Origin of the sequence: Okeania sp. SIO2F5 (assembly GCF_010692685.1) — a bacterium.
Taxonomy (GTDB): Bacteria; Cyanobacteriota; Cyanobacteriia; order Cyanobacteriales; family Microcoleaceae; genus Okeania; species Okeania hirsuta.
Map to the genome: position 1 here is coordinate 1 of NZ_JAAHGU010000069.1, position 23,251 is coordinate 23,251.

Here is a 23,251-nt window from a genome sequence, read left to right on the forward strand (position 1 = left end):
TCTCCATCACCAGACAAACACTTACCCCACTGTTGAATACTCTCAGCATATTGATGAATATTGTCTAAATTCAGGAGACTATTTCCCAAGTACAAAGTACCTTTTGCGCCATGAGAAATAATATGAATTGTCTCTACCTGATGGTAATTACCTAAGTTTTCGGCTATTTGGTTTATACCATTTCCATTGGGTTGTAGGATAAATACTTTTGTATCAAGGTCAATCTCTGAAATTAAATGACGGTAATTTTCTACCTTAGAGTCGATGAATAAAAGTTTAGTTAAATTCATAATTGTGGAGGATTTTAAAGGAGTATTAATTAATTCAATCAATAACAGATTGTCCATTGCCATCTACTTTTTCTTTATTAAAAGTTTAGATTTTTCTAGCTCAAAAATTCTCTATTTTATTAACCTGATGTTAACTATAAGCACATTTGCTCAACACCAAAAAATTAATTATTCAAATGCGCCATATTTGGTGTAAAAGTGAAAACAGAAACAGTCAAACGATGAGTTATGAAAATATTAATGGCCATGATGCAATGAGAGTTGATATCAACTTAAGCATTAATTGACAAAAAAATCAGAGATTATAGCAGAAGGAAGAAGGAAGAAGGCGATTAGTTATTTAGGAAAGAGGGAAGAATCTTGCGTTGTCTGAGTTTTAAATTTTTGATATGTCCGCGGCCTTTCCTTCGACTGCTATATCAGACTTAGGCAGGAATTCCTCTAATGTAGAAAGTTGTTAAATTACGATAAACTATGAACATACAGACAGTTGCAACACAACCTTTTAGTGACCAAAAACCAGGCACTTCAGGACTCCGCAAAAAAGTGCCAACTTTTAAACAACCCCACTATCTAGAAAACTTTATTCAGTCTATCTTTGATAGTCTAGAAAACATTGAAGGTCAAACATTTGTGCTTGGTGGTGATGGTCGCTATTACAACCGTCAGGCGATCCAAATAATTTTGAAAATGGCTGCTGCTAATGGGGTGGGTCGAATGTTAGTGGGTCAGGGTGGTATTCTTTCTACTCCTGCTGCTTCCTGTATTATTCGTAAAAATCAAGCCTTTGGTGGTATAATCCTTTCTGCTAGTCATAACCCAGGTGGACCTGAAGAGGACTTTGGTGTTAAGTACAATATTAGTAATGGTGGTCCTGCACCGGAAAAAGTGACAAGTGCCATCTATGAACGCAGTAAAGTTATAGATAGCTACAAAATAATGGAAGCTGCGGATATTAATTTAGACCAATTGAGCAGTCATCAGTTAGGGGAAATGACTGTAGAAGTTATTGACTCTGTGGCAGACTATGCTGAGTTAATGGAATCATTGTTTGATTTTGGCAAAATATCAGAACTACTCAAGTCTGGTAAGTTTCGGATGTGTATGGACTCATTACACGCTGTGACTGGAGGTTATGCTAAAGATATTTTTGAGCAACGGTTAGGCGCTCCCGCAGGTACAGTGCAAAATGGTATACCTCTGGAAGATTTTGGCGGGGGACATCCAGACCCGAATTTGGTATATGCTCACGACTTGGTAGAGGTCATGTTCGGAGATAATGCTCCTGACTTTGGTGCTGCTTCTGATGGGGATGGCGATCGCAATATGATTTTAGGTAAAAATTTCTTTGTGACTCCTAGCGATAGTTTGGCAGTATTGGCGGCTAATGCTAAATTGGTTCCTGGATATAGTTCTGGTTTGGCTGGTATTGCCCGTTCAATGCCAACTTCAGCAGCACCAGACCGAGTAGCTGAAAAGATGGGTATTGACTGTTATGAGACTCCCACTGGTTGGAAATTTTTTGGTAATTTGTTAGATGCGGACAAAGCTACTCTTTGTGGTGAGGAGAGTTTTGGTACAGGGTCTAATCATGTGCGGGAAAAAGACGGACTTTGGGCAGTTTTGTTCTGGTTAAATATTTTAGCAGCACGGAAAGAGTCTGTAGAAGATATTGTGAAGGAACACTGGAAAATTTACGGTCGCAATTATTATTCTCGCCATGACTATGAAGGGGTAGAAACAGATAAAGCTAATACTTTGATGGGAAATTTGCGTTCCCTATTATCTTCTCTTCCAGGAAAGAAATATGGTCAATATGAGGTGAAATATGCTGATGATTTTAGCTATACTGACCCAGTAGATGGTAGTGTAAGTGCAAAGCAGGGTATTCGTATTGGTTTCACTGATGGTTCTCGCATTGTGTTCCGACTTTCAGGTACAGGTACTCAAGGTGCAACTCTGCGGTTATATGTGGAAAGTTATGAACCAGATGCTAGCAAACATGACGAAGATACTCAAGCAGCACTATCTCCTTTGATTGGTATAGCAGACGAAATTGCTCAAATTAAAAATCTTACAGGCAGGGAAAAACCCACTGTAATTACCTAATTTTTTAGGTAGGAGGCAAGAGGTTGATTTAATTAGGATTTACGCACCTGCAACATATTTTTGTCCGAAGCGACCAACAGGGTTTGCGCAGCAGTCCGGAACGGAAAGCAATCTCTAGTCCTAGTTTTTCGTACCTCATGCGTAAGTCCTGTTTTTGTTAGTTTTCAAGATAATTTACATACGGAGATACATAGTTATGTTAGAACCAGCAAAAACTGTAGAGTTATTTCACAAACATCTAGATCAAAAAACTTTTGCACCAGGATATGTAATTTTTGAAGATGGGCAAAAAGCTGATGTAATGTATGGAATTATTGAAGGAGTAGTCGAATTATTTGTTAATGGTCAAGTTGTGGAAACAATTGAAAAAGGTGATGTTTTTGGTGAAGGAGCGCTAGTTCACGAAGAGCATATTCGAGCTTCTACTGCTATTGCTAAAACAGAATGTAAATTAGCTTATCTTGACCAAGAACGCTTTTTATTTGTAGTTCAAGAAACACCTTTATTTGCCCTGTCTGTAATTCGGAGTTATTCCGATCGTCTTCGTCGCTTTAAGCATTCTATCTAGTTATTAATATCATGTTCGGTTGAATAGACATCTCCTCCAAAAGAGGGAACAGGGAACAGGGAACAGGGAACAGGGAACCCACCCCTCGCCCCTCCCCCTCCCAGGAGGGGAGTAATTGATAATTTATCATTTTCTTTGTGGGTTTAATACCCCACCGTCAACGGGGGTGTTCACGCATTACTTGGGGGAGCGTAGACGCGGAGCGGCCCTTCGTTGACTATCCCCATGTAATTTTCCTCCTGTCTCCAGTATAGCTGTCTCCTGTCTCCTTCTTCAAGGATAAGAATTGATTTTATTTTTGATTTTTACCAGATATCTAATACTTATAAATAACTGTTGTGAGTCCTCAGGAGTCAACCCACCCCTCGCCCCTCCCCCTCCCAGGAGGGGAAGAAAAGAGGAATACACAGGAAATATTGGTATTGGGGGTATTGATAATTTCAGTATTTCTTTGGTACTGTCGGTACTATCAGTCCTTAAGTTTTATTATAACTGATTATCCGCAATTCGTAGCTCCCCCGGAGGGGGAACATAACATCAGCTATTTATTATCAACTTGATAAGTGTAAAAAAAAAATTGGTGACGAGCTTTTTCAGTTTAACTATATGCTCTTAATACCATTTTCAAAAAATACTGTTACAGTGCTTTATTCTGTTGTTAGAGGTCTTGAGATTGGGTGCATCTCATATTTGCAAAAATACTTTTTTCCTATATATTCCCTGTTGCCTGTTGCCTGTTGCCTGTTGCCTAAAAATGATAAATTGTTGGCTTTATTCAAAATTGAGATGCACACTTGAGATTAATACTGTAGCGACCTTTTTTGAATTTGGTATAACAATAATATATTTGACAAATTGATAGTGTATGTTAAGGCACAGAAATCCAGAAGTTAATTTGGTAAGTTATCCATAAAGTCAAACACAAAACTAACGTGCCGATAATTTCATCCATTCCATAATGAATTAAAAATTTGTTCTGATATAATACTGAGGTTGTAATTAACTAAAAATACTCCTAATGAGCAAGAAAAAACCACAATAAATTGGTGATTACTCAGTCTCCAAATTTTTAACTGAACTGCATGAATACTTGAGGAAGTTCTCAAGCTTATTATGAAGTAATGTAGGGATAAATTATTAGGTAAACTAGGAACTTCAGATCATACTTGAAGAAGAAAGAGAACTAACTCAATAAATGAAAATAGTTACTAAAAAAATGTCTTTTTTTTGGTGCTCTAAATGACGTTCTTTCAGCTGCAGATAGATTAGTTAATGCTCAAAGTATGGTATCAGAATTGGAATTGGATGAAGATTTGTATGGAAATACAGTAGAAAATTAGTGCAAACAGCTTTGTCCTAATATCTCAAAGTATATTGAATGCTAGGAAATTATCGACTAAACCATAAGTAAGTAACTTATTCTCAAAGGGAGAAATAAATGGCTAAGAATTTACTCGAACAACTACGAGAAGTAACCATCGTTGTTGCGGATACAGGCGATATTCAAGCAATCGAAAAATTTCAACCACGGGATGCTACTACTAATCCCTCATTAATTACTGCTGCAGCTCAGATGCCACAGTATCAGGAAATTGTGGATGAAACTTTGAAGAAGGCAAGGGAAGAGTTGGGAACAGATGCTACTCCTTCTGATGTAGCAAATTTAGCATTTAAGAGACTGGCAGTTGCTTTTGGACTGAAGATTTTACAGATTATTCCAGGGCGAGTATCTACAGAAGTTGACGCACGACTATCCTACGATACAGAATCAACTATAGCTCAAGGACGAGATTTAATCGCTCAGTATGAAGCAGCAGGAGTCTCTCGCGATCGCATCTTGATTAAAATCGCTTCTACATGGGAAGGTATCAAAGCAGCAGAAGTATTAGAAAAAGAGGGTATTCACTGCAACTTAACCCTACTCTTTGGTCTGCATCAGGCGATCGCCTGTGCTGAAGCTGGCGCAACTCTGATTTCTCCCTTTGTAGGTAGAATTTTAGACTGGTACAAAAAAGAAACTGGGCGAGACTCTTATCCTCCTGCGGAAGACCCCGGTGTATTATCTGTGACTCAAGTCTACAACTACTACAAGAAATTTGGTTACAAGACTGAAGTCATGGGAGCTAGTTTCCGCAACATTGGTGAAATCACAGAATTAGCAGGTTGCGACTTGTTGACTATTTCGCCTGGTTTGTTGGGTGAGCTAGAATCAACTACAGGGGAACTACCAACGAAACTTTCTGTTGAGAAAGCTGCTGAGTCTGATGCAGAAAAAATTGCCTTAGACAAAGAAACCTTTGACAAGATGCACGCTGAAAATCGGATGGCATCTCAAAAATTGGATGAAGGCATTAAAGGTTTCTCCAAAGCATTAGAATCATTGGAAAATCTGTTAGCAGAACGCTTGACTCGTCTAGAGGGAGTCACTCATGCAGCAGAAGATATTTTCCATATCTATGACTTAGATGGTGATGGTTTCATCACTCGTGAAGAATGGGCAGGAACTGATGCTGTATTTGATGCTCTAGATATCAATCAGGATGGTAAAATTTCTCCAGAGGAAATGGCATCTGGTTTAGGAGCTGTATTCCAATTGGCGAAGGTTTAGTCCTCAGATAGCAGTTAGCAATTAGCCAATTTAATTGTTGGCCAGTGGGAGTATCCTGCTCCCGTTTCTTGATTTAATTGGGAGCAAGGCGGTCACATTATCTCAACGTTGGTTGAAGACCCGCGCTCTCCCGTAGGGGAGCGTCGTATGGGAAAACCAATCAATGTTGCAGTTCTAACAATAGTATGCTATAGTAAAAATAATAAGGCTACTGGGCTAGCAGTGTCTAGGGGAGCCGTCGGATTGGCGACGTACTGTGGAGCGACCGTAAGACCGAAAAGAGGTTTGGCCTTGGAGGCAGGTGCTATGTTAGCGCAGCTCCTCTGTCAAGAGGAAGCAGAAAGCCCCTATCAGTGATGTTAGGGAATCCCGCGTTGTCGCGTAAGCGCAACGTCGGGAGCATTGACTTAATCAAATAATAACGATATTATACGTTATAAAGCGTACTATTAGACAGGCTGTGTTCACAAATAAATGAAATCCATTAGAACCAAACTTAAATTAAATAATCAGCAAAAAACTCTGATGGCTCAACACGCGGGGTATAGCAGATGGTGCTATAACTGGGGTTTAAGTTTGTGGAATGCTGCTTACAGAAATGGTTACAAGCCTAATGCTCGAAAGCTAAGAGAGGTTTTTACCAACCATACAAAGCCTTTATACCCTTGGATGAAAAACTTGTCATCTAAAGTTTACCAATATGCTTTTATCAACTTAGGTGAAGCATTTAAAAGGTTCTTTAAAGGATTAGGAAAATACCCAAAGTTTAAAAAGAAGGGTAAATATGATTCATTCACAATAGATAATTGTGGAAAACCAATAGAATTAAATGGATGGAATCATAAATTACCTTTTATTGGTATGGTCAAAACTTATGAACCAATTGAAGCAACAACTAAAAAAATAACCATTAGTAGACAAGCTGGTGATTGGTATCTCAGTTGTAGCTATTAATTTCATTCTCATACTACACCAAAAAAAACTGATGTTATTGGTGTAGATTTAGGTGTGAAAACCCTAGCTACACTAAGTGATGGTCAAGTATTTGAAAGTGTGAAACCACTTCAGAAATTTGAAGCTAAGTTATCTAGGCTGCAATACCTAAATCGTCACAAAGAGGTAGGCTCTGCTAACTGGAAAAAGGCACAACAGAAGATAGCTAGATTGCATAGAAAAGTAGCAAATATCCGTAAAGATGCACTTCATAAATTGACAACATACTTAGCCAAGAACCACGGCAGTGTTGTCATAGAAGATTTAAATGTCAGCGGAATGTTACGCAATCATAAGCTAGCGAAATCTATAGCCGACCAAGGATTTTATGAGTTTAGGCGACAGCTAGAATATAAGTGTCAATGGTACGGATCTGAGTTGGTAGTCATTGATAGATTTTTCCCATCCTCAAAGACTTGCTCGAACTGCGGTCATGTTCAAGATATGCCCTTGGAGCTGAGAACTTATGATTGCCCAGAGTGTGGGTTGTCAATAGATAGAGATTTAAACGCTAGTATTAATTTGAGAGATGCGGTCGGCTTGCCCGTGAATGCCTGTGGATGAGTAGCTGCCGACGGCCTCAGTTGAAGCAGGAAGTAAACAGTAAAATGTCATGTTATGACGTTTTATATCGGTTTTATGAAGCAGGTGAAGAACTACTACCGAAACCGAATAAGGTGTTATTGTAATCAGTTCCATCATCAAAGTCAAGATTGAAAATATTTGAGCCAAAGGTATCATTAAAGAATGGTTTAAAACCACCACCAAAGAAATCGATAGTATTTTTAGCGCTCCAACGCAGTCCATCTGCGGTAAACTCATGACCAACGCTACCTAAACCATTCAAACCGAAACCAACTATAGTTGCATCACTTCCAATCAGGTATTCGGGGTTGAAACCAAATAATTTTAAAGGAGTAATTGAGTCTGGAGCAGCTTCAGCAAGTTCAAGTATGGCAATATCTGTACCATCTAATAGTACAAAGGTATCATCTTTTTCTAAAATATTACTTACGGAAATATTAGCTAATATGCTATTTTCTGAATCATCACCGCGAAACAAAACCCTCAATTCATCGGAGAAAACATTCTCAACACAATGTTGGGCAGTAAGGACATAATTATTTGCAATTAGTGAACCAGTACAGTCACTTTTATATTCAAGTTTTTCACGATCAAAGATTAAAATGTCAGTTACAGCCGTAAAAGGGGCACCTAGTTCTATAGCAGTGCTAGCTCCTGCGGTATCATTTATTACTATACCTTTTACGGGAGATTGAAAACTTTGACTTGCTATGAGACCAAGTACACAACGCAAAGCTATTTGGCTAATCTGAATATTTTTGCAAGATTTGAGTATGGAAGGGTTAAATATTTTTTGTTGTTTGAAATTGTTAGAAAAGTATATGCTCATTGCCTGGTTCCTTTAATTTCTTTGAGTTTTATTTCAACGGGAATGACACGCAGATATGTCTGAGCCTAGTAATTTATTCTGATAAAGTAAAGATAGCAATTTTCTTACACTATGACAATACTACTTAAGTAAGATAAATTATATTAGTGTAAATTCTGTAAATATACTAAGGACAGGAGCTTCAGCAAATATAGATGAGAAAAATATTAAAAATTCTTCATCAAAACTTCATCAAAACTTCATCAAAACTTCATCAAAACTTCATCAAAACTTCATCAAAACTTTATAAATTTAACTTCCAGGGTGTAGTTTTTGAGGTTAGGTTTGATTCTGATTGAACTAGGTTTTAGCTGTTATATCAAATCCGCTTAATTCGGTATAAAAAAATGTTCCATCTTCAGTTATTGCTAAATCTTTTTATATCTCCCTATCTCCCCATCTCCCCATATCCCCATCTCCCCACACTCTTATTATCTAATTACACCAATACTACCGGATTTGATATGACCTAAAAATTGGTATTGACGCTATTTATTCTGACCCCTGACCCCTGACTCCTGACTTCATTCCCTGTTCCCTAATTGATAAAAATTATCCCCACTCCAACTAATCTTAAGAGTAGGGATTAATATTAGTTCCAATATTTGGAAATATAGCACTTGTATGTAAAAGTTAAGTAGATTAACTAACCTTGAAAGCTGAGATATTTTCAGAGGAAGTAACAAACTAATAGCTAATTGCCATCATATTATATGCTGTCCGTTTCATAGCGCTTCAAAAACTGTCGTCTTCTCCTCTTGCCGGACACCATATTACTTTCTTTTACGCTTGAGCAAAGAAAATGTTGCAAAAACAGTACCAAATAATCCTATTGTTGTAGTGGGTTCTGGTGTGGATGCCAGTTTCACATTATCAACTAAAAGTCCAGACAAACCTCCAATCTCTTCTGCATCTGCAACTCCAAATCCTAGAGTATAAGTTCCAGTTTCAGGAATCACATAAGAATAACTTTGATACCCAGTTTCGCTGAAGAAGGCAGTATCAGAATCAACGAAGTCAGAGAAAGTATCAGCTAATAAGTCTATGAAAGGATTATTGAATACATCACTGGCAAGGGAGACAAAAGAAAAATCGTTTAAGAAATCATCAGGTGTCCATTCATCTGTCAAAAAGTTGAAATCAAAAGTTAGGACATCTCCTGCTTTTGCTTGGAAAGTTTGCTTGATAGCAGAACCTGCAACGATCAAACTACCTGATACGGCATCCAAATCTCCTGGATCTAACTCTAATAGTTCTTCTATTTCATTAGTACTAGCAATCCCTAGAAATTCATCATTAACTATTAATGCTTGAGAATCTCCCTGTGACGTTGATACAGGAAAAGTGCTATTTGTGACACCAGCAGAACCTCTTCTACTCCAACCAGTCAAACCTTTTTCAAAACTACTATTCTGAATATCATCTGTAGGTTCGAGAACAACAGGGACAAAATCACCAACAAACTCAGCACCAAATGATTCTATAAATTCACGGTGTTCTGTAACTCCTGTCCACCAGGATACATCTCCAAATGTACTGAAGTCAGAGGAACCACCAGTAACCACTCCGGCAATTAAGTATTCATCATTTTCTGGATTTCTTACTAGAAGTGGGCCACCACTATCGCCAGCAGCAGTAGTTCCTTCATTGTCTAAAGGATCTTTACTACCAATACTGTTATTTTCTTCAGTTCCATCATCATAATCAGTGTTAATAATATTTGATTCAAAGATAGCATCAAAAACTGGATCGAAAACACTACCAACAAGACCGATAAAGTTTTCAGCACCCCACCGCATACTATCTTCATTAAAATTACTCCCTTCATCGCCTACACCAATTTCACCAAAACCAACCATAATTGCTGGATCGTTTGGATCAGTTGTAATCAGGTGTTGGGGATCGGAGCCAAATAATTTTAAAGGCTTGATGTCTTCTGGAGCAGCCACTTCAAGTTCAAGTACAGCAATATCTGTACCATCTAAGTCACTGAAGGTGTCATCTAGAAAAGAGATGTCACTGACTGCAATATTTGTTAAGGTGTCGTTCTTTTCATCGCTAAATCGAACGCTCACATCTTCAGGAAAAATCTCTCCAAATTCAAAAGGATTGAAACAATGTTGGGCTGTGAGTATATACTTTTCTGCAATCAGCGAACCAGTACACTCACTAACAAAACCATCTTGATCTTCATCGAAAAATAAAATGTCAGTGATAGCAGTAAAAGGAGAACCTATCTCTATAGCAGTATCAGATCCCGCAGTATCATTTATTACTATACTTCGTACTGATGTTTGAATGCTCTGGCTGGCCACTAAACCAAGTATGCAACTAAGCCCTATTTTGCTAGTTTTTTTTATTTTAAAAGATTTGAGTATGGAATGATTGAATTTTGCTTTTAGTTTGTTATTTTTTGATAAATGAAGACCCATTGCCTAATTCCTCTAGATGATGAATGACATCGAGTTCAGACTAAGTTTGTCTAACCCAATTGACTTTTTCTTAATAGTATAGCAATTCTAACAAAGTAGGGTAATGGATTTTATATTATTCTTAAAATGTATAAAAAACTGAAGATTTGTTTTTAATAAAATAGAGAATATACAGAGGAACAAAAATCAAATTTCTTCATCAAAGTTTCATTATAGCTTCATCAAAACTTCATATAAGTTTATAGTGCTTTTCACTTGAGTGAAGCAAATGATTTCTCCTCTATGCCTTCTGGAATCTACCTCTAAGGTCTCTTTGCTTTATCTAAATTAAAACTGCTGTAACTTGCATAGGTAGTTAAGTAGCACTCTCTGTGTATCTACGGAGGAGCAGTCTATTTTCTAGGCGTTGGTAAATCAAGAGATGAAACTTTAACAGTAGTCTGTTTCTGATACCTCTAAATATTTTACCAAAGTAAGTGATGGGTATCACCCCTAGTGCCGCTACGCGGAAGTCAAAAGTCAAAAGTCATGCATCGAGTGTGTAATTCTGAGGTCCCCTCAGAATGTAAGACACACTCAAGACAGTTAAAAGTATTGATTGGTAAGGCTTTTAGGATTTTGTAACTGGTTAGTTATTTCTGCCATCCTGCACTAGTAGAAAATCATCTTACCAATTACCAACGCCATTTTCTATGATGCTGAAACGTGCCTGTTAATATTGATGATTAATCAAGCAGAAAAAAACCATACTTTGGCGTTGGTAAAGCGCGTGTATGATATTCATCTTAAATTCTTTAGGAGTCAACCCACCCCTGCCCCTCACAGGAGGAGATGTCAGTCGGACTTCCTCAGGAGAGAAGAAAGAATCAGAAACCCCGAGTAGAAGGAGAAAGTTTTTTGGTGGCGTTAAAGGTCACTGAGTTCTATCGCCTTCTTCTGCGGACATCATATCATACCTCTTTTCACCAACGCCCATACTTTTTGCTGACAAAAAATTTTTGAATTAGTAGTCAGTAATCAGTAGTCAATAGTCAGTAGAAATGAGAATAGGGTCGATGGGAATTCTCACCCCACTAACCCCATTGATATCCTCTGTAAGGTAATGTATTCAACCAATAAGGGAAAAGATAATAATCTTTTTTTCTGTTTTTACATCTAGTTAGTAAAAAAGATGTAACATATTATACTATCTTCTCCATTAATTATCGGTTGTAAAGTTGAGTAATTTGTAGTAAGCGATCGCTCAATTCTTGACTCAAAAGCTCTGAAGTGGTATAGCGCCAGCGCCAGTTACCAGGAGTAACACTAGGGTCATTCATGCGAGCGCCGTTATCTAAGGAAAGAACATCTTGGAGAGGGAATATTGCCATATCAGCAACGGAAGCAGAAGCTAAACGCATGAGCGACCAACTGATTTCATGGATGTCGCTATCACTAGCATAACCCAAATATTTAGCAACGTGCTGTCTTACTTCCTGAGGAGCTTGTAACCACCAACCGACAGTAGTATCGTTATCGTGAGTACCCGTATAGACTATGCAGTTGTTAATATAACTATGAGGTAAGTAGGGATGATCTGCCTCACCACCAAAAGCAAACAATAATATTCGCATTCCCGGGAATTCAAAGCGATCGCGCATTGCTTCTACTTCTGGAGTAATAATTCCCAAATCTTCTGCCAAGATCGGTAGAGTTCCTAGAGCTTCCTGTAATTTGGAAAATAATTTGTATCCTGGTGCTTTTACCCATTCGCCATTAATAGCATTATCTTCCCCTGCGGGTACTCGCCAGAAAGCTTCAAAACCACGGAAATGATCCACGCGCACGACATCTACATATTGTAAAGTTGCTCTAAATCTTTCGATCCACCAAGCAAAGTTAGTATTGATTAAATTTTCCCAGTTATAGACAGGATTTCCCCATAACTGCCCAGTTGCACTAAAATAGTCTGGTGGTACTCCTGCTTTCCATGCGGGTTCTAAAGTTTCTGGGTTGAGGTCAAAGTTTTCTGGATGACTCCAAACCTCTGCGCTATGATGACAGACATAAATCGAAACGTCACCAATAATTTTGATATTTTTCCCGTGGCAGTATCTGCGGACTTTTGTCCATTGTTCAAAAAACTGAAATTGCAAGAACTTATGATATTCAATACTATCGTGTAATAGACTTGTTGCTATTTTTACTGCACCTGGTTCTCGACGAGCTAAACCTGGTTCCCATTGATTCCATGTTTTATCTGGATTGGCCTCATGCAAAGCCATAAATAGAGCATAGTCATCCAGCCAATATGATTGTTGTTGAGAAAAAATTTCGTATTCTGGAGGAATGGCTTGTTTGAAGCGATCGTAAGCTTGCTGGAAATATTTAGTTTTGTGGGGAATAACTTCTGCAAAGTTGACTCTAGCGTATGCTGGGTCACTTTCTGATGGTAGAGGTGTGAGTTCATCAGGATTTAATAGTCCTTTCTCTGCCAATATATCCAGACTAATTAACAGAGGATTTCCCGCAAAGGCGCTGAAATTCATGGTATAGGGCGAATGTTCATAACCTGTTGGGCCTAGAGGTAATACTTGCCAGATTTTTTGTCCACTTCTGGCCAGAAAATCAATAAACTCATAAGCTGATTTGCCTAAATCCCCGATGCCGAATCTACTGGGTAAACTTGTAGGGTGTAGTATGATGCCACTTGCACGTTCAAAAGTCATAGTATTTATAAGTCAAAAGTCAAAAGTCAAAAGTCAAAAGTTAGATAAATTAATAGTTTCTACACTATAATTTCTTTGACTTTCTGCTTTGTAAGATATTACCAGATACGAAATTTTAAATTACCATCTATTGGGCTAAATTTATAGATTTTATAATTCGTTTAGAATTCTAATAAGGGTTATTAATTATTTTAACTATTCAAGATATGACTTCTAATTTTCACAGAGGTACATTATACTCCCAGATTTTTTGTTACCTAAAATTTTCAACTTTGTACTTCATTCAATTAAGAAATAGAATATTTATATTTAGAGTATTTTAAATTAACCTTTTAAAAAAAATCAATTATTTTTATCGAAAATTAACCTGTTTTTAACCAGGTTTTAACTACTTAATTTATCTAACTTTTGACTTTTAATCTTTAATTAGTAAAAGTGCTAGTATATCAAAGAAAAATTATTAGGAATATGGTCTATGAGTTTGAAGTTGTATTTTATCCGACATGGAGAGACTACATACAGTAAAACTAGCGGTTACTGTGGTATTTTAGACCCATAATTGACTCCAGAATGGTTAGAAATGGCAGAACAATTTGCTAAAACTCATAGCTCATTAAATTGGACTGCCGCCTATGTTAGCCCGAAGAAAAGAACAATTGCTACTGCAAAACCTTTGTGTAATACAGTAGGATTAGAAATGCAAATACGGGATGGTTTGAAAGAAATTGCTTACGGAAAATGGGAAGGAGAAACTCCAGAAACAGTTAATCGCGACTACCATGATGAATATGTTCGTTGGTTAACAGATCCTGGTTGGAATGGACCTACTGGTGGAGAAAAAGGTATAGATATTGCTCGTCGCTCTTCTCAAGTAATTCAAGAAATTCAAGACAACCATGAAACAGGTAATGTATTAGTTGTGTCTCATAAAGCAACCATTAGAATTATGCTTTGTGATTTATTAGGAATTGATATTGGCAGGTATCGCGATCGCATTGCGATGTTGGTTGGTGGAGTAAGTATTTTAGAAATGGGTGATCATGGTCCATTGCTACATTGTTTATCAGACCGTTGTTATCTTGACGAAAAATTACGGTCTTTACAGGGTACTTAAGATAATTTGGTAATAGACATATCCAGAAAAGAGGGAGTAGGGAGTAGGGAGTAGGGAACCCACCCCTAACCCCTCCCAGGAGGGGAAATAATTGATGATTTATGTACGATAATTGATTTTATTTTTGATGATTGGATATTTATAATTAGGAGATAACTAGGTTTTTTGAATAGTTGAATACCTTTTCACTAGATCTATACATCAAACAAAATTTTCCTATAATTGAGTATCCTTGAGAATCGAATTTTAAGTTGATTTTTTACTCTCTTTCTTCTGTGTTTCTTGGTGTAGCAGTCGAAGCAAAAATTAGGACATACTAAAAGCTAAAAACTCAGAAAACGCTAAATTTTTCCTTCTCTGGTAGATAATATGAAATACGTTAATGTTTCCTACCACAAATTGATGGGGAGATGGTCAGATGGGGAGGTTGGCAGATTCGTATATTTGCACAATTTTTTGTATTTCATATAACTAAATTCCTTCTTACTTCTGCTATAAAAAAGTAGGTATTTATTTAAATATAGAGAATAGGTGAAAATCAACTTTTTTAATTCTAACTAATTCTAAGTTTTCCAGGAAAAATATAGATCAACTAATTGACTTTTGCCAGTTAATATTGTTACTTATATATTATTACTAAAAAGTATAATAAAAAAAAAATATCATGCCCGGATAATTAGTGATAAAAAACTTTATCCCTTTGAACCTTTTTTTTCCTTTTGCCTTCTGCCTTCTGACTTCCTTCTTTCAAAGAATAACTATTCAACCGAACATGATATAATTATTAACTATGAAAATTTTAGTTTTAAACGCAGGCTCCAGTTCTCAAAAAAGTTGCTTGTATGAAATTACTGGGGAAAAGTTACCAGAAAATCCACCAAAACCAATTTGGGAAGCAGCAATTGACTGGACTGCTAATGATGATTATGGTCTGATGGAAATTGCAGCAAATGGAATAGAAAAGAAGATAAAACTTAACCCAGAAAAACGCCTAGAAAGCATTGCTAAAATGTTAGAAACTCTTAGGCAAGGAGAAACTAAAGTTATAGATAAACTATCCGATATAGATGTAGTTGGTCATCGAGTAGTTCATGGCGGTTCAGATTATTCAGAAGCAACATTTATTACAGATAAAGTCAAGGCAACAATCAAAAATCTTATTCCTTTAGCACCTACTCATAATCCCAATCATTTAGAAGGAATTGAAGCCATTGAAAAAACATTAGGAAATGTGGCTCAAATAGCAGTATTCGATACAGCATTTCATAGTAAAATGCCAAAAAAAGCTGCTGTTTATCCCATCCCTTATGAATGGTTTGAAAAAGGAATTCGGCGCTATGGATTTCATGGAACAAGTCATAAATATTGTGTTCAAAAAACAGCAAAAATATTAGGAAAACCACTAGAATCTTTGCGGATAATTACTTGTCATTTAGGTAATGGAGCTTCTTTAGCAGCAGTTCGTAATGGAATTAGTATTAATACTACCATGGGATTTACTCCATTAGAAGGATTAATGATGGGAACTCGTAGTGGCTCAATTGATCCAGCAATTCTCATTTATTTGATGCGAGAACATGGTCTTGATGCGGAAAAACTCAATACAATTCTCAACAAAGAATCAGGGTTAAAAGGAATATCTGGAAAATCTGGAGATATGCGTTATATAACCACAGCGATGCAAGAAGGAGATGAACGTGCCCAATTAGCATTCGATATTTATATTCATCAACTTCATTGTTGTATTGGAAAAATGCTCGCTTCTCTTGGTGGTATGGACGTTTTAGTATTTACTGCTGGAATAGGAGAACGTTCAGTAATTGTCAGAGAAAAAACTTGTGAAAATTTTGAATTTTTAGGATTAAAAATAGATAAGGAAAAAAATATTAAACCAGGGATAGATACCGATATTTCTACTTCAGATTCAACAGTACGAATATTGGTAGTACACACAGAAGAAGATTGGGCGATCGCTTGTGAATGTTGGCAGAAAATGAATCAAGCTTAGGTAATATTTGGACTAAAAATTTGATAAATAGTTATACCAATTTTATAGCAGAAGGAAGAGGGAAGAAGGAAGAAGGAAAAATCTTCCGTTGTCTGAGTTTTAAGCTTTTGATATGTCCTAACCTTTCCTTCGACTTTTATATGTGAGGTTACTGGCGTGACACACCTTAAATGGTGTATTAGAAAAAAATGGTCAAACCTTGCCATAAACAGAATTATAGGAAAAAATCTAATCCACAGTTTTAGCTGTGTCATGCCACTATACAGAATTAGGTGGCGCGGTGGTAGGTCTTATACCAAGCGTGAAAAAAGAATGCTACAAAAAGGTAGATATTGATCGGATATGCTTAAAAATAGCTGCTCCAGTTCATTTGAGATAGTTATCTCTATCTTTTTTCCCTTTTTTTCAATATTTACCCCAACTTCGGTCTTCCCTCTTCCTTCTTTCGTAGGGACATTGCATGCAACGTCCCTACCATTTGTAACAAACATTTATCACGCTTGGTATTAGGTGTTAGACATAATACCAATTTTATGTGAAGTGGCACAGAATTATGAAATTTATTAACTTGTCTATCTCAATCTACAGTCAACTCTGATTAATATATTATTCTATATAGCGATGTCACTAAATTAAAGTACATTAGTACATTGACATACTCTCCGGCGGTCAGGCACGGAGATTCTCCTGAAACTAGGATTCTTGGGTAAAATTACAGTTATGGACAATGAAGACCTCAATCAACTCAATATTCAGCCAATGGCAGAAAGTCCTTTAGATCATTTAGGAGAAGAACCCCCAAAACCAGATCCGGAGGAAATGTTGCCATTGCTAACTTCTTCAGAACCCTCCCAAAGGATGATTGCAGCGCGAGCTTTCTGTGAACTCCAAGAAAAACGGGCTATTATTCCATTAATTAAATTATTAGAAGATGATTGTCCATTAATACGAGTTAGTGCTGCTTATGCTTTGGGCCGTAATCCTAGCCCAGATGCAGTAGAACCTCTAATTACACAATTGAATAAGGACTTTAACGGCTATGTCCGTAAAGGAGTGGTTTGGGCCTTGGGAAATTGTCGCGATCGCCGTGCTTTGGAGCCTTTAGTTGATGTCCTCAGAACAGATATTTCTGCGGTGCGTCTATGGGCAGCAAGTTCCCTTGGTCAGATGGCCAAAGTAAGTTATGAAGTGGTAGTAGGGGCAATACCACCATTAATTGAAGGTTTGCGACGAGACTCAATGCCAGCAGTTAGAAGTAATTGTGCATGGGCCATTGGTCAATTATGTCGAGAATTACCTTCTAATGTGGTCTATGCAGGTGGCATTGATGCCTTAATTGAAGCATTAGAAGAGGAGCAAGATATGGGAGTGCGGGAAGATGCTAAATCATCTTTGTTACGAGTAGGAGACCCCAGGGGTCTGCAAGTTATTGAAGATTTAGCAATGGAAGGATTATAATATCGTTTCTCAAAAACTTTTCAACGATTATCTTGAGTAAGGGAGTGGGGGAGTGGGGGAGAATTAAACATCAGAATAATTAACATTAACGCAGGTTCAAATTAGCAAAAAAGTTATTGGGACTTTTTCAATTACTAATAACTGAAGTGTTACTTATTCAATAGTACGAAGGAGTATCCTTAATGTCAAAGCATAAAGTTTCTTATCAATTTCTCACTCCCCAAAGTTTTCTAGAACGCAGTGTGGGAGCATTTGCTGACAAAGATGCCATAGTTTACCGCTCCTCTAGATGGACTTATGCGCAGTTTGCCACCAGAGTTAATCAATTAGCAAACGCCTTAAAAAATTGGGGGTTACAAAAAGGCGATCGCGTAGCTTTCCTTTGCCCGAATATTCCACCGATGCTAGAAGCACATTTTGGCGTTCCTCTAGCAGGAGGAGTTTTAGTCGCTATCAATATTCGATTAGCTGCTAAAGATATTTGCTACATCCTCAATAACTGTGGAGCGCGTCTACTATTTGTGGATACAGAATTATCTCACCTGGTAGCATCAGTGCGGGATGATTTGGAAACTGTAGAAGAAATTATCAATATAGTAGATACTCAAATAGAAACAACAGGAGAAAAGTTACCAGGAACAGATTATGAAACCTTTTTAACTACAGGTACATCAGACCCTCTACCTTCCTCCCTAACAGACGAAAACGAACCAATTTCTATTAACTATACCAGCGGTACAAGTGGGCAACCCAAAGGAGTTGTATATACTCACCGTGGTACTTATCTCAATGCTTTGGGCGAAGTATTAGAACTAGGCATGAATAATAACAGCATTTATTTGTGGACGTTACCCATGTTTCACTGCAATGGTTGGTGTTTTACCTGGGGAGTCGTTGCTGTGGGTGGTACTCATATCTGTATGCGGAAATTTTTCCCTAATACTGTAGTTTCGTTAATTATGGATGAGGGAGTTACTCACTTCTGTGGTTCTCCTACAATATTAATTGCTCTTGCTAATGACCGCGCCATTAAAAAATTACAACTTTCCCATCCTCTTCGAGTTGCCACTGCTGGAGCGCCACCTTCCCCCACTATTATTCAGACGATGGAAGAGTTAGGAATTGATATTACTCATGTTTATGGTTTAACAGAAACCTACGGACCCCATAGTGTTTGTGAATGGCAAGCACCTTGGGATGATTTACCAATGGCAGAAAGGGCAAAATTGAAAGCTCGACAAGGAGTGCCTTATATTCATGCTGCTCAAATGCGGGTAGTAGACAAAGATATGCAAGATATACCTGCTGATGGAGAAACAATGGGAGAAGTAGTGATGCGTGGCAATAATGTTATGCAGGGATATTTTAACGATCCGGAGGCCACTGAATTGGCGTTTCGCGGGGGTTGGTTTCATAGTGGAGATTTGGCCGTGATGTATCCTGATGGTTATATGGAATTACGCGATCGCGCCAAGGATATTATTATTAGTAGTGGCACGAATATTTCTACTATTGAGGTGGAGAGAGTTATTTATAAACATCCAGCAGTTTTGGAAGTGGCGGTTATTGCTATCCCGGATGAGAAACGAGGTGAGGTGCCGAAAGCTTTTGTGACTTTGAAACCTGATGAAAGTGTGACAGGGGCAGAAATTATTGATTTTTGTCGCCAGAATTTGGCACAGTTTAAGGTACCGAAAGCGGTTGAGTTTATAGAGTTGCCAAAGACTGCTACAGGTAAAGTGCAGAAATATTTATTGCGGGAGAAAGAGTGGGTTGGTTATGAAAAAAGGATTCACTGAGACAACTTATTTTGGCGTTGGTAAATTAGGGTATGATATTAATCTTAATTATTTAGGAGTCAGGAGTCAGGAGTCAGGAGTCAGAAGGAAAGAAAGAAAGAAAGAAGAAGAAAGAGTAGTAGAGGGAGAAAGTTTTTTGTTTGCGCTCTTATCCGGACAAGACATCATACCTCAAATAACCAACGCCCTTATTTTCAGCATCTGTTGAAAAAGATATAGACTTTTAACTTCCGTGTAGGGAACAGGGAATAGGGAACAGGGAACAGGGAATAGATTTTTACACCAAAGTTTGTAAGTGACTGTTACAATTCTAGTGCAGGATGGCGGAAATAACTGACCAGTTACAAAATCCTAAAACAATTACAAATGAAAAATGATTGACTTTTGACTTTTGACTTTTAACTTCCGCGTAGCAGCACTAGCTTATGTTAATCTCTCCTACTCCCCTGCTCCCCTACTCCCAACAACTCTAATAACTATTCAATCGGACATGATATTACTCCTGACTCCTGACTCCTGTACGTCGCCAATCCGACGGAACCCCTACCTGACTCCTCCGTCCCCGCATTTGCATCTGTTGACGAAACTGCTCTCGTTGTTCTTCAGTTAAAATATTCGCCATTTGCTGGCGGGATGACTGCATAATTTCGCGCATCTGAGTTTTTTGCTCTTCAGAGAGATTTAACTGTTTCATTGCTCTGCGGGGGCGTTGACCTTGTGAAGTTAAAGTTTGAAGCTGTTGCTGCTGTTCGGGAGTCAGAATATTTTGCATTTGAGCTTTGCTTTGCGCTCGAATTTCCTCCCACTGAGTTTTTTGTTCAGGAGTTAGATTCAAATTTTTAGGATGGGCATCAACTTTTACAGGATTAGCAAATAGAATAGTGGCAACGATGCCAAGTAATAATAGAGAGAAAGATTGACGTTTCATTAGATTTATTTACAACTCCATGTATGAGGTGTTTACTGTCTTAATCCTACAGGCAATCGCTCATAAACAACCAGAGCTGAAAGTCCTAATTTCATCTAGGACTTTAGTCCTAAAATTATGTATAGCAGAAGGAAGAAGCAAGAAGGAAGAAGCAAGAAGGAAAAGTGTTACTTTGTCTGAGTTTTAAACTTTTGAACTGTCCAAACCTTTCCTTCGACTGCCATAATTATAGCGGTTTTCATTAACATAGAATACAGCTATCAAGTTTCTAACTTATCAAACTTCAAACATACTTATATTTTTCTGTAGTCTACCTTTGTGAAAACTGCTATAAATGTTTCTCGAACTTTAGTGATTTTGGGGTTTTAATAAAATTCCTTATCTTCGGAATATAGCAGAAGGAAGAAGTCCATTAGTAGACTGACACAGCTAAAACTGTGCAATAGATTTTTGTTTCTAGGTGTCTTTATCTCCCCACCCTCCCCATCTAACGCACCATTTAAGGTGTGTCAGTCCAGTAGAGTGCATTAATGAAATGTAACGCACCATCTAGATTTTAATTTTCGGTGTGTTACGCTGATGATTTCACAGGAGAACCAGTCAGTAGGTAGAAAGGAGTTTTTCGGTGACTTTAGAGTCAGAAATAGGTATAATTACCACTATTATTTTGGGTGAAAATTTACCACTAATTGAATTCCATACATCAAATCAGCAACGCCTCAAAATTTAGTAAATTATCATTATTGAGTTTGCAATTTATCGGAGTTTTAATGGAATAAAAATATGAATATTTTCCCAAAAATAACTAAACATCCAATCCGTTGTTTACTCTACTTAGAATGGATTTTGCTGATTATTATTGCCATGAGTGAAACTTTAAAATTTCCTCTCTATGGTGGTCGGCGGAGAATAGGAGATATTCACACAACAGAAATCTCAAATTCACTCTCGATCAATCTTTTTCTCCTGCTAGTATTTAGCCTGATGGGACTATTTTTACCTATCAATAAATCTCGCTCAAATAAAATTATTTATACTACTGTCGAAATTAGTTTGATTATTTTAATGTCATTCCTGAGTAATTTACGTCTATCTCCAATATTATGTATAATTTTGGTCATTCGAGATTGTTTTATTTTTGAAAGAAAACAAAATTTAATTATTAATATATTTGTTTTTTCTTTATTCACATTTATCCAAATTCAAAGGTTACACAAACTAACAAGATTACCATTATTTGCTAGAGAAAGATTTATCTTAGTTCTACTAAGTTCAATAATTTTATTTGGATTGGTAATAGTTTTCTTGCAATTATTAGTAAAAGCAATAATGTCAGAACGAAAAAGTCGAGAACAATTAGCAATTGCCAATGAAAAGCTACGACAATATGCCCTGAAAATAGAAAATATTGCTGCTCTAGAAGAACGAAATCGGATTGCCAGAGAAATTCACGATTCCCTAGGGCATTATTTAACAGTTTTAAATGTTAGTTTGGAAGCAGCTTGGAAACTAAGAAAATCAGAACCACAAGAATCAATAGAATTTTTAGCAGATGCCAAACAACTAGGCTCAAAAGCATTAAATGAAGTACGTCAGTCAGTAGCAGATCTACGGTCTAACTGGTGGGAAAATCAATCTTTAGAATTAGCGATCGCTACTTTAATAGCAGATTTTCATAAATCTACTGGTATCTTACCCGCAAGCAATATAAGCCTCAATTCTTCTCCTGATAATGAATTAAAAATTGCTGTTTATCGTATAGTACAAGAAGCATTAACTAATATTTATAAATATGCCGAAGCAACCACTGTAGAAATTAATATTTTTACCACAAAAAATTTACATTTAATCATTCAAGATAATGGCAAAGGATTTAATTTAAACCAAAATACTACTGGTTTTGGTTTACAGGGAATGCAAGAACGTGCCTTAGCATTAGGAGGTAAATTCGAGATTCTTACCTCTCCTAATACAGGATGTAAAATAATTGCTAATTTTCCCTTAGTTAATATAAATTAATATCATGTCTCTTTAAATACCCACAAATAACATTTATTCGGGAGTAGGGATAAATTTGATAGATTCTCAAGATAATTGATAAATATCATTAATATTTATGTCTAATTAATGAGACCTGATATCAAGGTATATTTTCATTTTTATTTGTGGATAAATAACGTTGAAAAAGCAAGAAGAAATAAAAAGGGAAAAGTGGATGAGGATACTAAAAATTTGCTGTTATTCCTCTACAAACCCTAAGCAATTGTAGACATCACCAGTGAAGTTTAGGGTATTAAACTCAGATGTTATATCGTTTTCGGATAATCACTTATAATAAAGTTTTTGTTTGTAGTAGGACTTTAGCCCTTACAATACTTAGTTTTAGAGCTAGAGCAAAACTACGAGCCTAATTATAACTGTTCTACCGGACATGATATTAGAGAGTAAATGCACAGCAAAGATTAAGACAGCGTATTGGCTTAATATTTGGTATGTTCGGTGGGTTATGGCAGACAGTTAAGATTTTGAGGAGCGACTCATAATTATTTCCGCCTAACCCACCCTACGTCTACTACTCCTTTACTCCCTTTAACATTACTATGCACCACTACCAATTTCTCTATTATCTCTGCTCCCGACTTCCTATTCCCTTATACCAATTCCCATGCATTAATGCTATAGTTCCGATGGGACTTCAGTTATTAAGTAATAATAATGCTTCAGCAATGCTTGCATACGATTATCGGCATTAAACCAAAATATCTTATGTCTTTTAACCCTAC

16 protein-coding genes and 1 pseudogene are annotated in these 23,251 nt (G+C 37.0%); 12 read left to right on the forward strand and 5 right to left on the reverse strand.

Annotated elements, in window-relative coordinates:
- Nucleotides 1–353: DUF4347 domain-containing protein (locus F6K27_RS19910; RefSeq protein WP_287284493.1), on the reverse strand; the 353-nt coding region annotated here is incomplete at its 3' end.
- A gap of 411 nt (nt 354–764) precedes the next feature.
- On the opposite strand from F6K27_RS19910, the gene F6K27_RS19915 reads away from it, so the two are divergent.
- The 5 genes and pseudogenes from F6K27_RS19915 (at nt 765) to F6K27_RS19935 (ending at nt 7,132) form a co-directional block, all read left to right on the forward strand.
- Entirely contained in the window at nt 765–2,399 is a 1,635-nt protein-coding gene (locus F6K27_RS19915) for an alpha-D-glucose phosphate-specific phosphoglucomutase (protein WP_287278063.1), read from the forward strand.
- Between the two features lie 196 nt (nt 2,400–2,595).
- The gene (locus F6K27_RS19920; RefSeq protein WP_287243171.1) at nt 2,596–2,967 is read left to right on the forward strand and encodes a cyclic nucleotide-binding domain-containing protein; all 372 of its coding nucleotides are present in this window, start codon (nt 2,596–2,598) and stop codon (nt 2,965–2,967) included.
- Nucleotides 2,968–4,405: 1,438 nt separating this feature from the next.
- Nucleotides 4,406–5,575, forward strand: coding sequence for a transaldolase (locus F6K27_RS19925; RefSeq protein ID WP_124143109.1), 1,170 nt, complete (start codon nt 4,406–4,408; stop codon nt 5,573–5,575).
- 108 nt (nt 5,576–5,683) lie between these two features.
- Nucleotides 5,684–5,932: a hypothetical protein gene (locus tag F6K27_RS19930; protein ID WP_287278062.1), complete on the forward strand. Its 249-nt coding sequence runs from the start codon at nt 5,684–5,686 to the stop codon at nt 5,930–5,932.
- 117 nt (nt 5,933–6,049) lie between these two features.
- Nucleotides 6,050–7,132, forward strand: a pseudogene (locus tag F6K27_RS19935) (RNA-guided endonuclease InsQ/TnpB family protein).
- A gap of 73 nt (nt 7,133–7,205) precedes the next feature.
- Here the strand turns inward: F6K27_RS19935 and F6K27_RS19940 are convergent.
- Nucleotides 7,206–7,982 (reverse strand): trypsin-like serine protease, encoded by a 777-nt coding sequence (locus tag F6K27_RS19940; RefSeq protein WP_287278061.1) that lies wholly within the window; start codon nt 7,980–7,982, stop codon nt 7,206–7,208.
- An 812-nt stretch (nt 7,983–8,794) separates the two neighbouring features.
- The gene (locus F6K27_RS19945) at nt 8,795–10,336 is read right to left on the reverse strand and encodes a trypsin-like serine protease (protein WP_287278060.1); all 1,542 of its coding nucleotides are present in this window, start codon (nt 10,334–10,336) and stop codon (nt 8,795–8,797) included.
- Between the two features lie 890 nt (nt 10,337–11,226).
- Here F6K27_RS19945 and F6K27_RS19950 point away from each other — a divergent pair.
- Nucleotides 11,227–11,373 carry a hypothetical protein gene (locus tag F6K27_RS19950; protein WP_161564316.1) on the forward strand — a complete coding sequence of 49 codons (147 nt, stop codon included), beginning with the start codon at nt 11,227–11,229 and terminating at the stop codon, nt 11,371–11,373.
- Between the two features lie 282 nt (nt 11,374–11,655).
- On the opposite strand, the gene malQ is transcribed toward F6K27_RS19950, so the two are convergent.
- A complete protein-coding gene (malQ, locus tag F6K27_RS19955) occupies nt 11,656–13,161 on the reverse strand; it encodes a 4-alpha-glucanotransferase (RefSeq protein ID WP_287278059.1) in 1,506 nt (501 codons plus the stop codon).
- 559 nt (nt 13,162–13,720) lie between these two features.
- Between malQ and F6K27_RS19960 the strand changes: the two genes are divergently transcribed.
- The 5 genes from F6K27_RS19960 (at nt 13,721) to F6K27_RS19980 (ending at nt 19,748) form a co-directional block, all read left to right on the forward strand.
- Entirely contained in the window at nt 13,721–14,275 is a 555-nt protein-coding gene (locus F6K27_RS19960) for a histidine phosphatase family protein (RefSeq protein WP_240038762.1), read from the forward strand.
- 790 nt (nt 14,276–15,065) lie between these two features.
- A complete protein-coding gene (locus F6K27_RS19965; RefSeq protein ID WP_124143112.1) occupies nt 15,066–16,283 on the forward strand; it encodes an acetate kinase in 1,218 nt (405 codons plus the stop codon).
- Nucleotides 16,284–17,003: 720 nt separating this feature from the next.
- The gene (locus F6K27_RS19970) at nt 17,004–17,741 is read left to right on the forward strand and encodes a HEAT repeat domain-containing protein (protein ID WP_124143113.1); all 738 of its coding nucleotides are present in this window, start codon (nt 17,004–17,006) and stop codon (nt 17,739–17,741) included.
- A 182-nt stretch (nt 17,742–17,923) separates the two neighbouring features.
- Nucleotides 17,924–19,540, forward strand: a complete 1,617-nt coding sequence (locus F6K27_RS19975; RefSeq protein ID WP_287278058.1) for an acyl--CoA ligase family protein — start codon at nt 17,924–17,926, stop codon at nt 19,538–19,540.
- On the forward strand, nt 19,521–19,748 hold the full coding sequence (locus tag F6K27_RS19980) for a hypothetical protein (protein WP_287278048.1): 228 nt from the start codon (nt 19,521–19,523) through the stop codon (nt 19,746–19,748). The genes F6K27_RS19975 and F6K27_RS19980 overlap by 20 nt, the downstream gene beginning before the upstream one ends.
- A 288-nt stretch (nt 19,749–20,036) precedes the next feature.
- On the opposite strand, the gene F6K27_RS19985 is transcribed toward F6K27_RS19980, so the two are convergent.
- Nucleotides 20,037–20,468 (reverse strand): Spy/CpxP family protein refolding chaperone, encoded by a 432-nt coding sequence (locus F6K27_RS19985; protein ID WP_287278046.1) that lies wholly within the window; start codon nt 20,466–20,468, stop codon nt 20,037–20,039.
- Between the two features lie 783 nt (nt 20,469–21,251).
- Here F6K27_RS19985 and F6K27_RS19990 point away from each other — a divergent pair.
- On the forward strand, nt 21,252–22,487 hold the full coding sequence (locus tag F6K27_RS19990) for a sensor histidine kinase (RefSeq protein WP_287278045.1): 1,236 nt from the start codon (nt 21,252–21,254) through the stop codon (nt 22,485–22,487).
- The last annotated feature ends 764 nt before the right edge of the window (nt 22,488–23,251 follow it).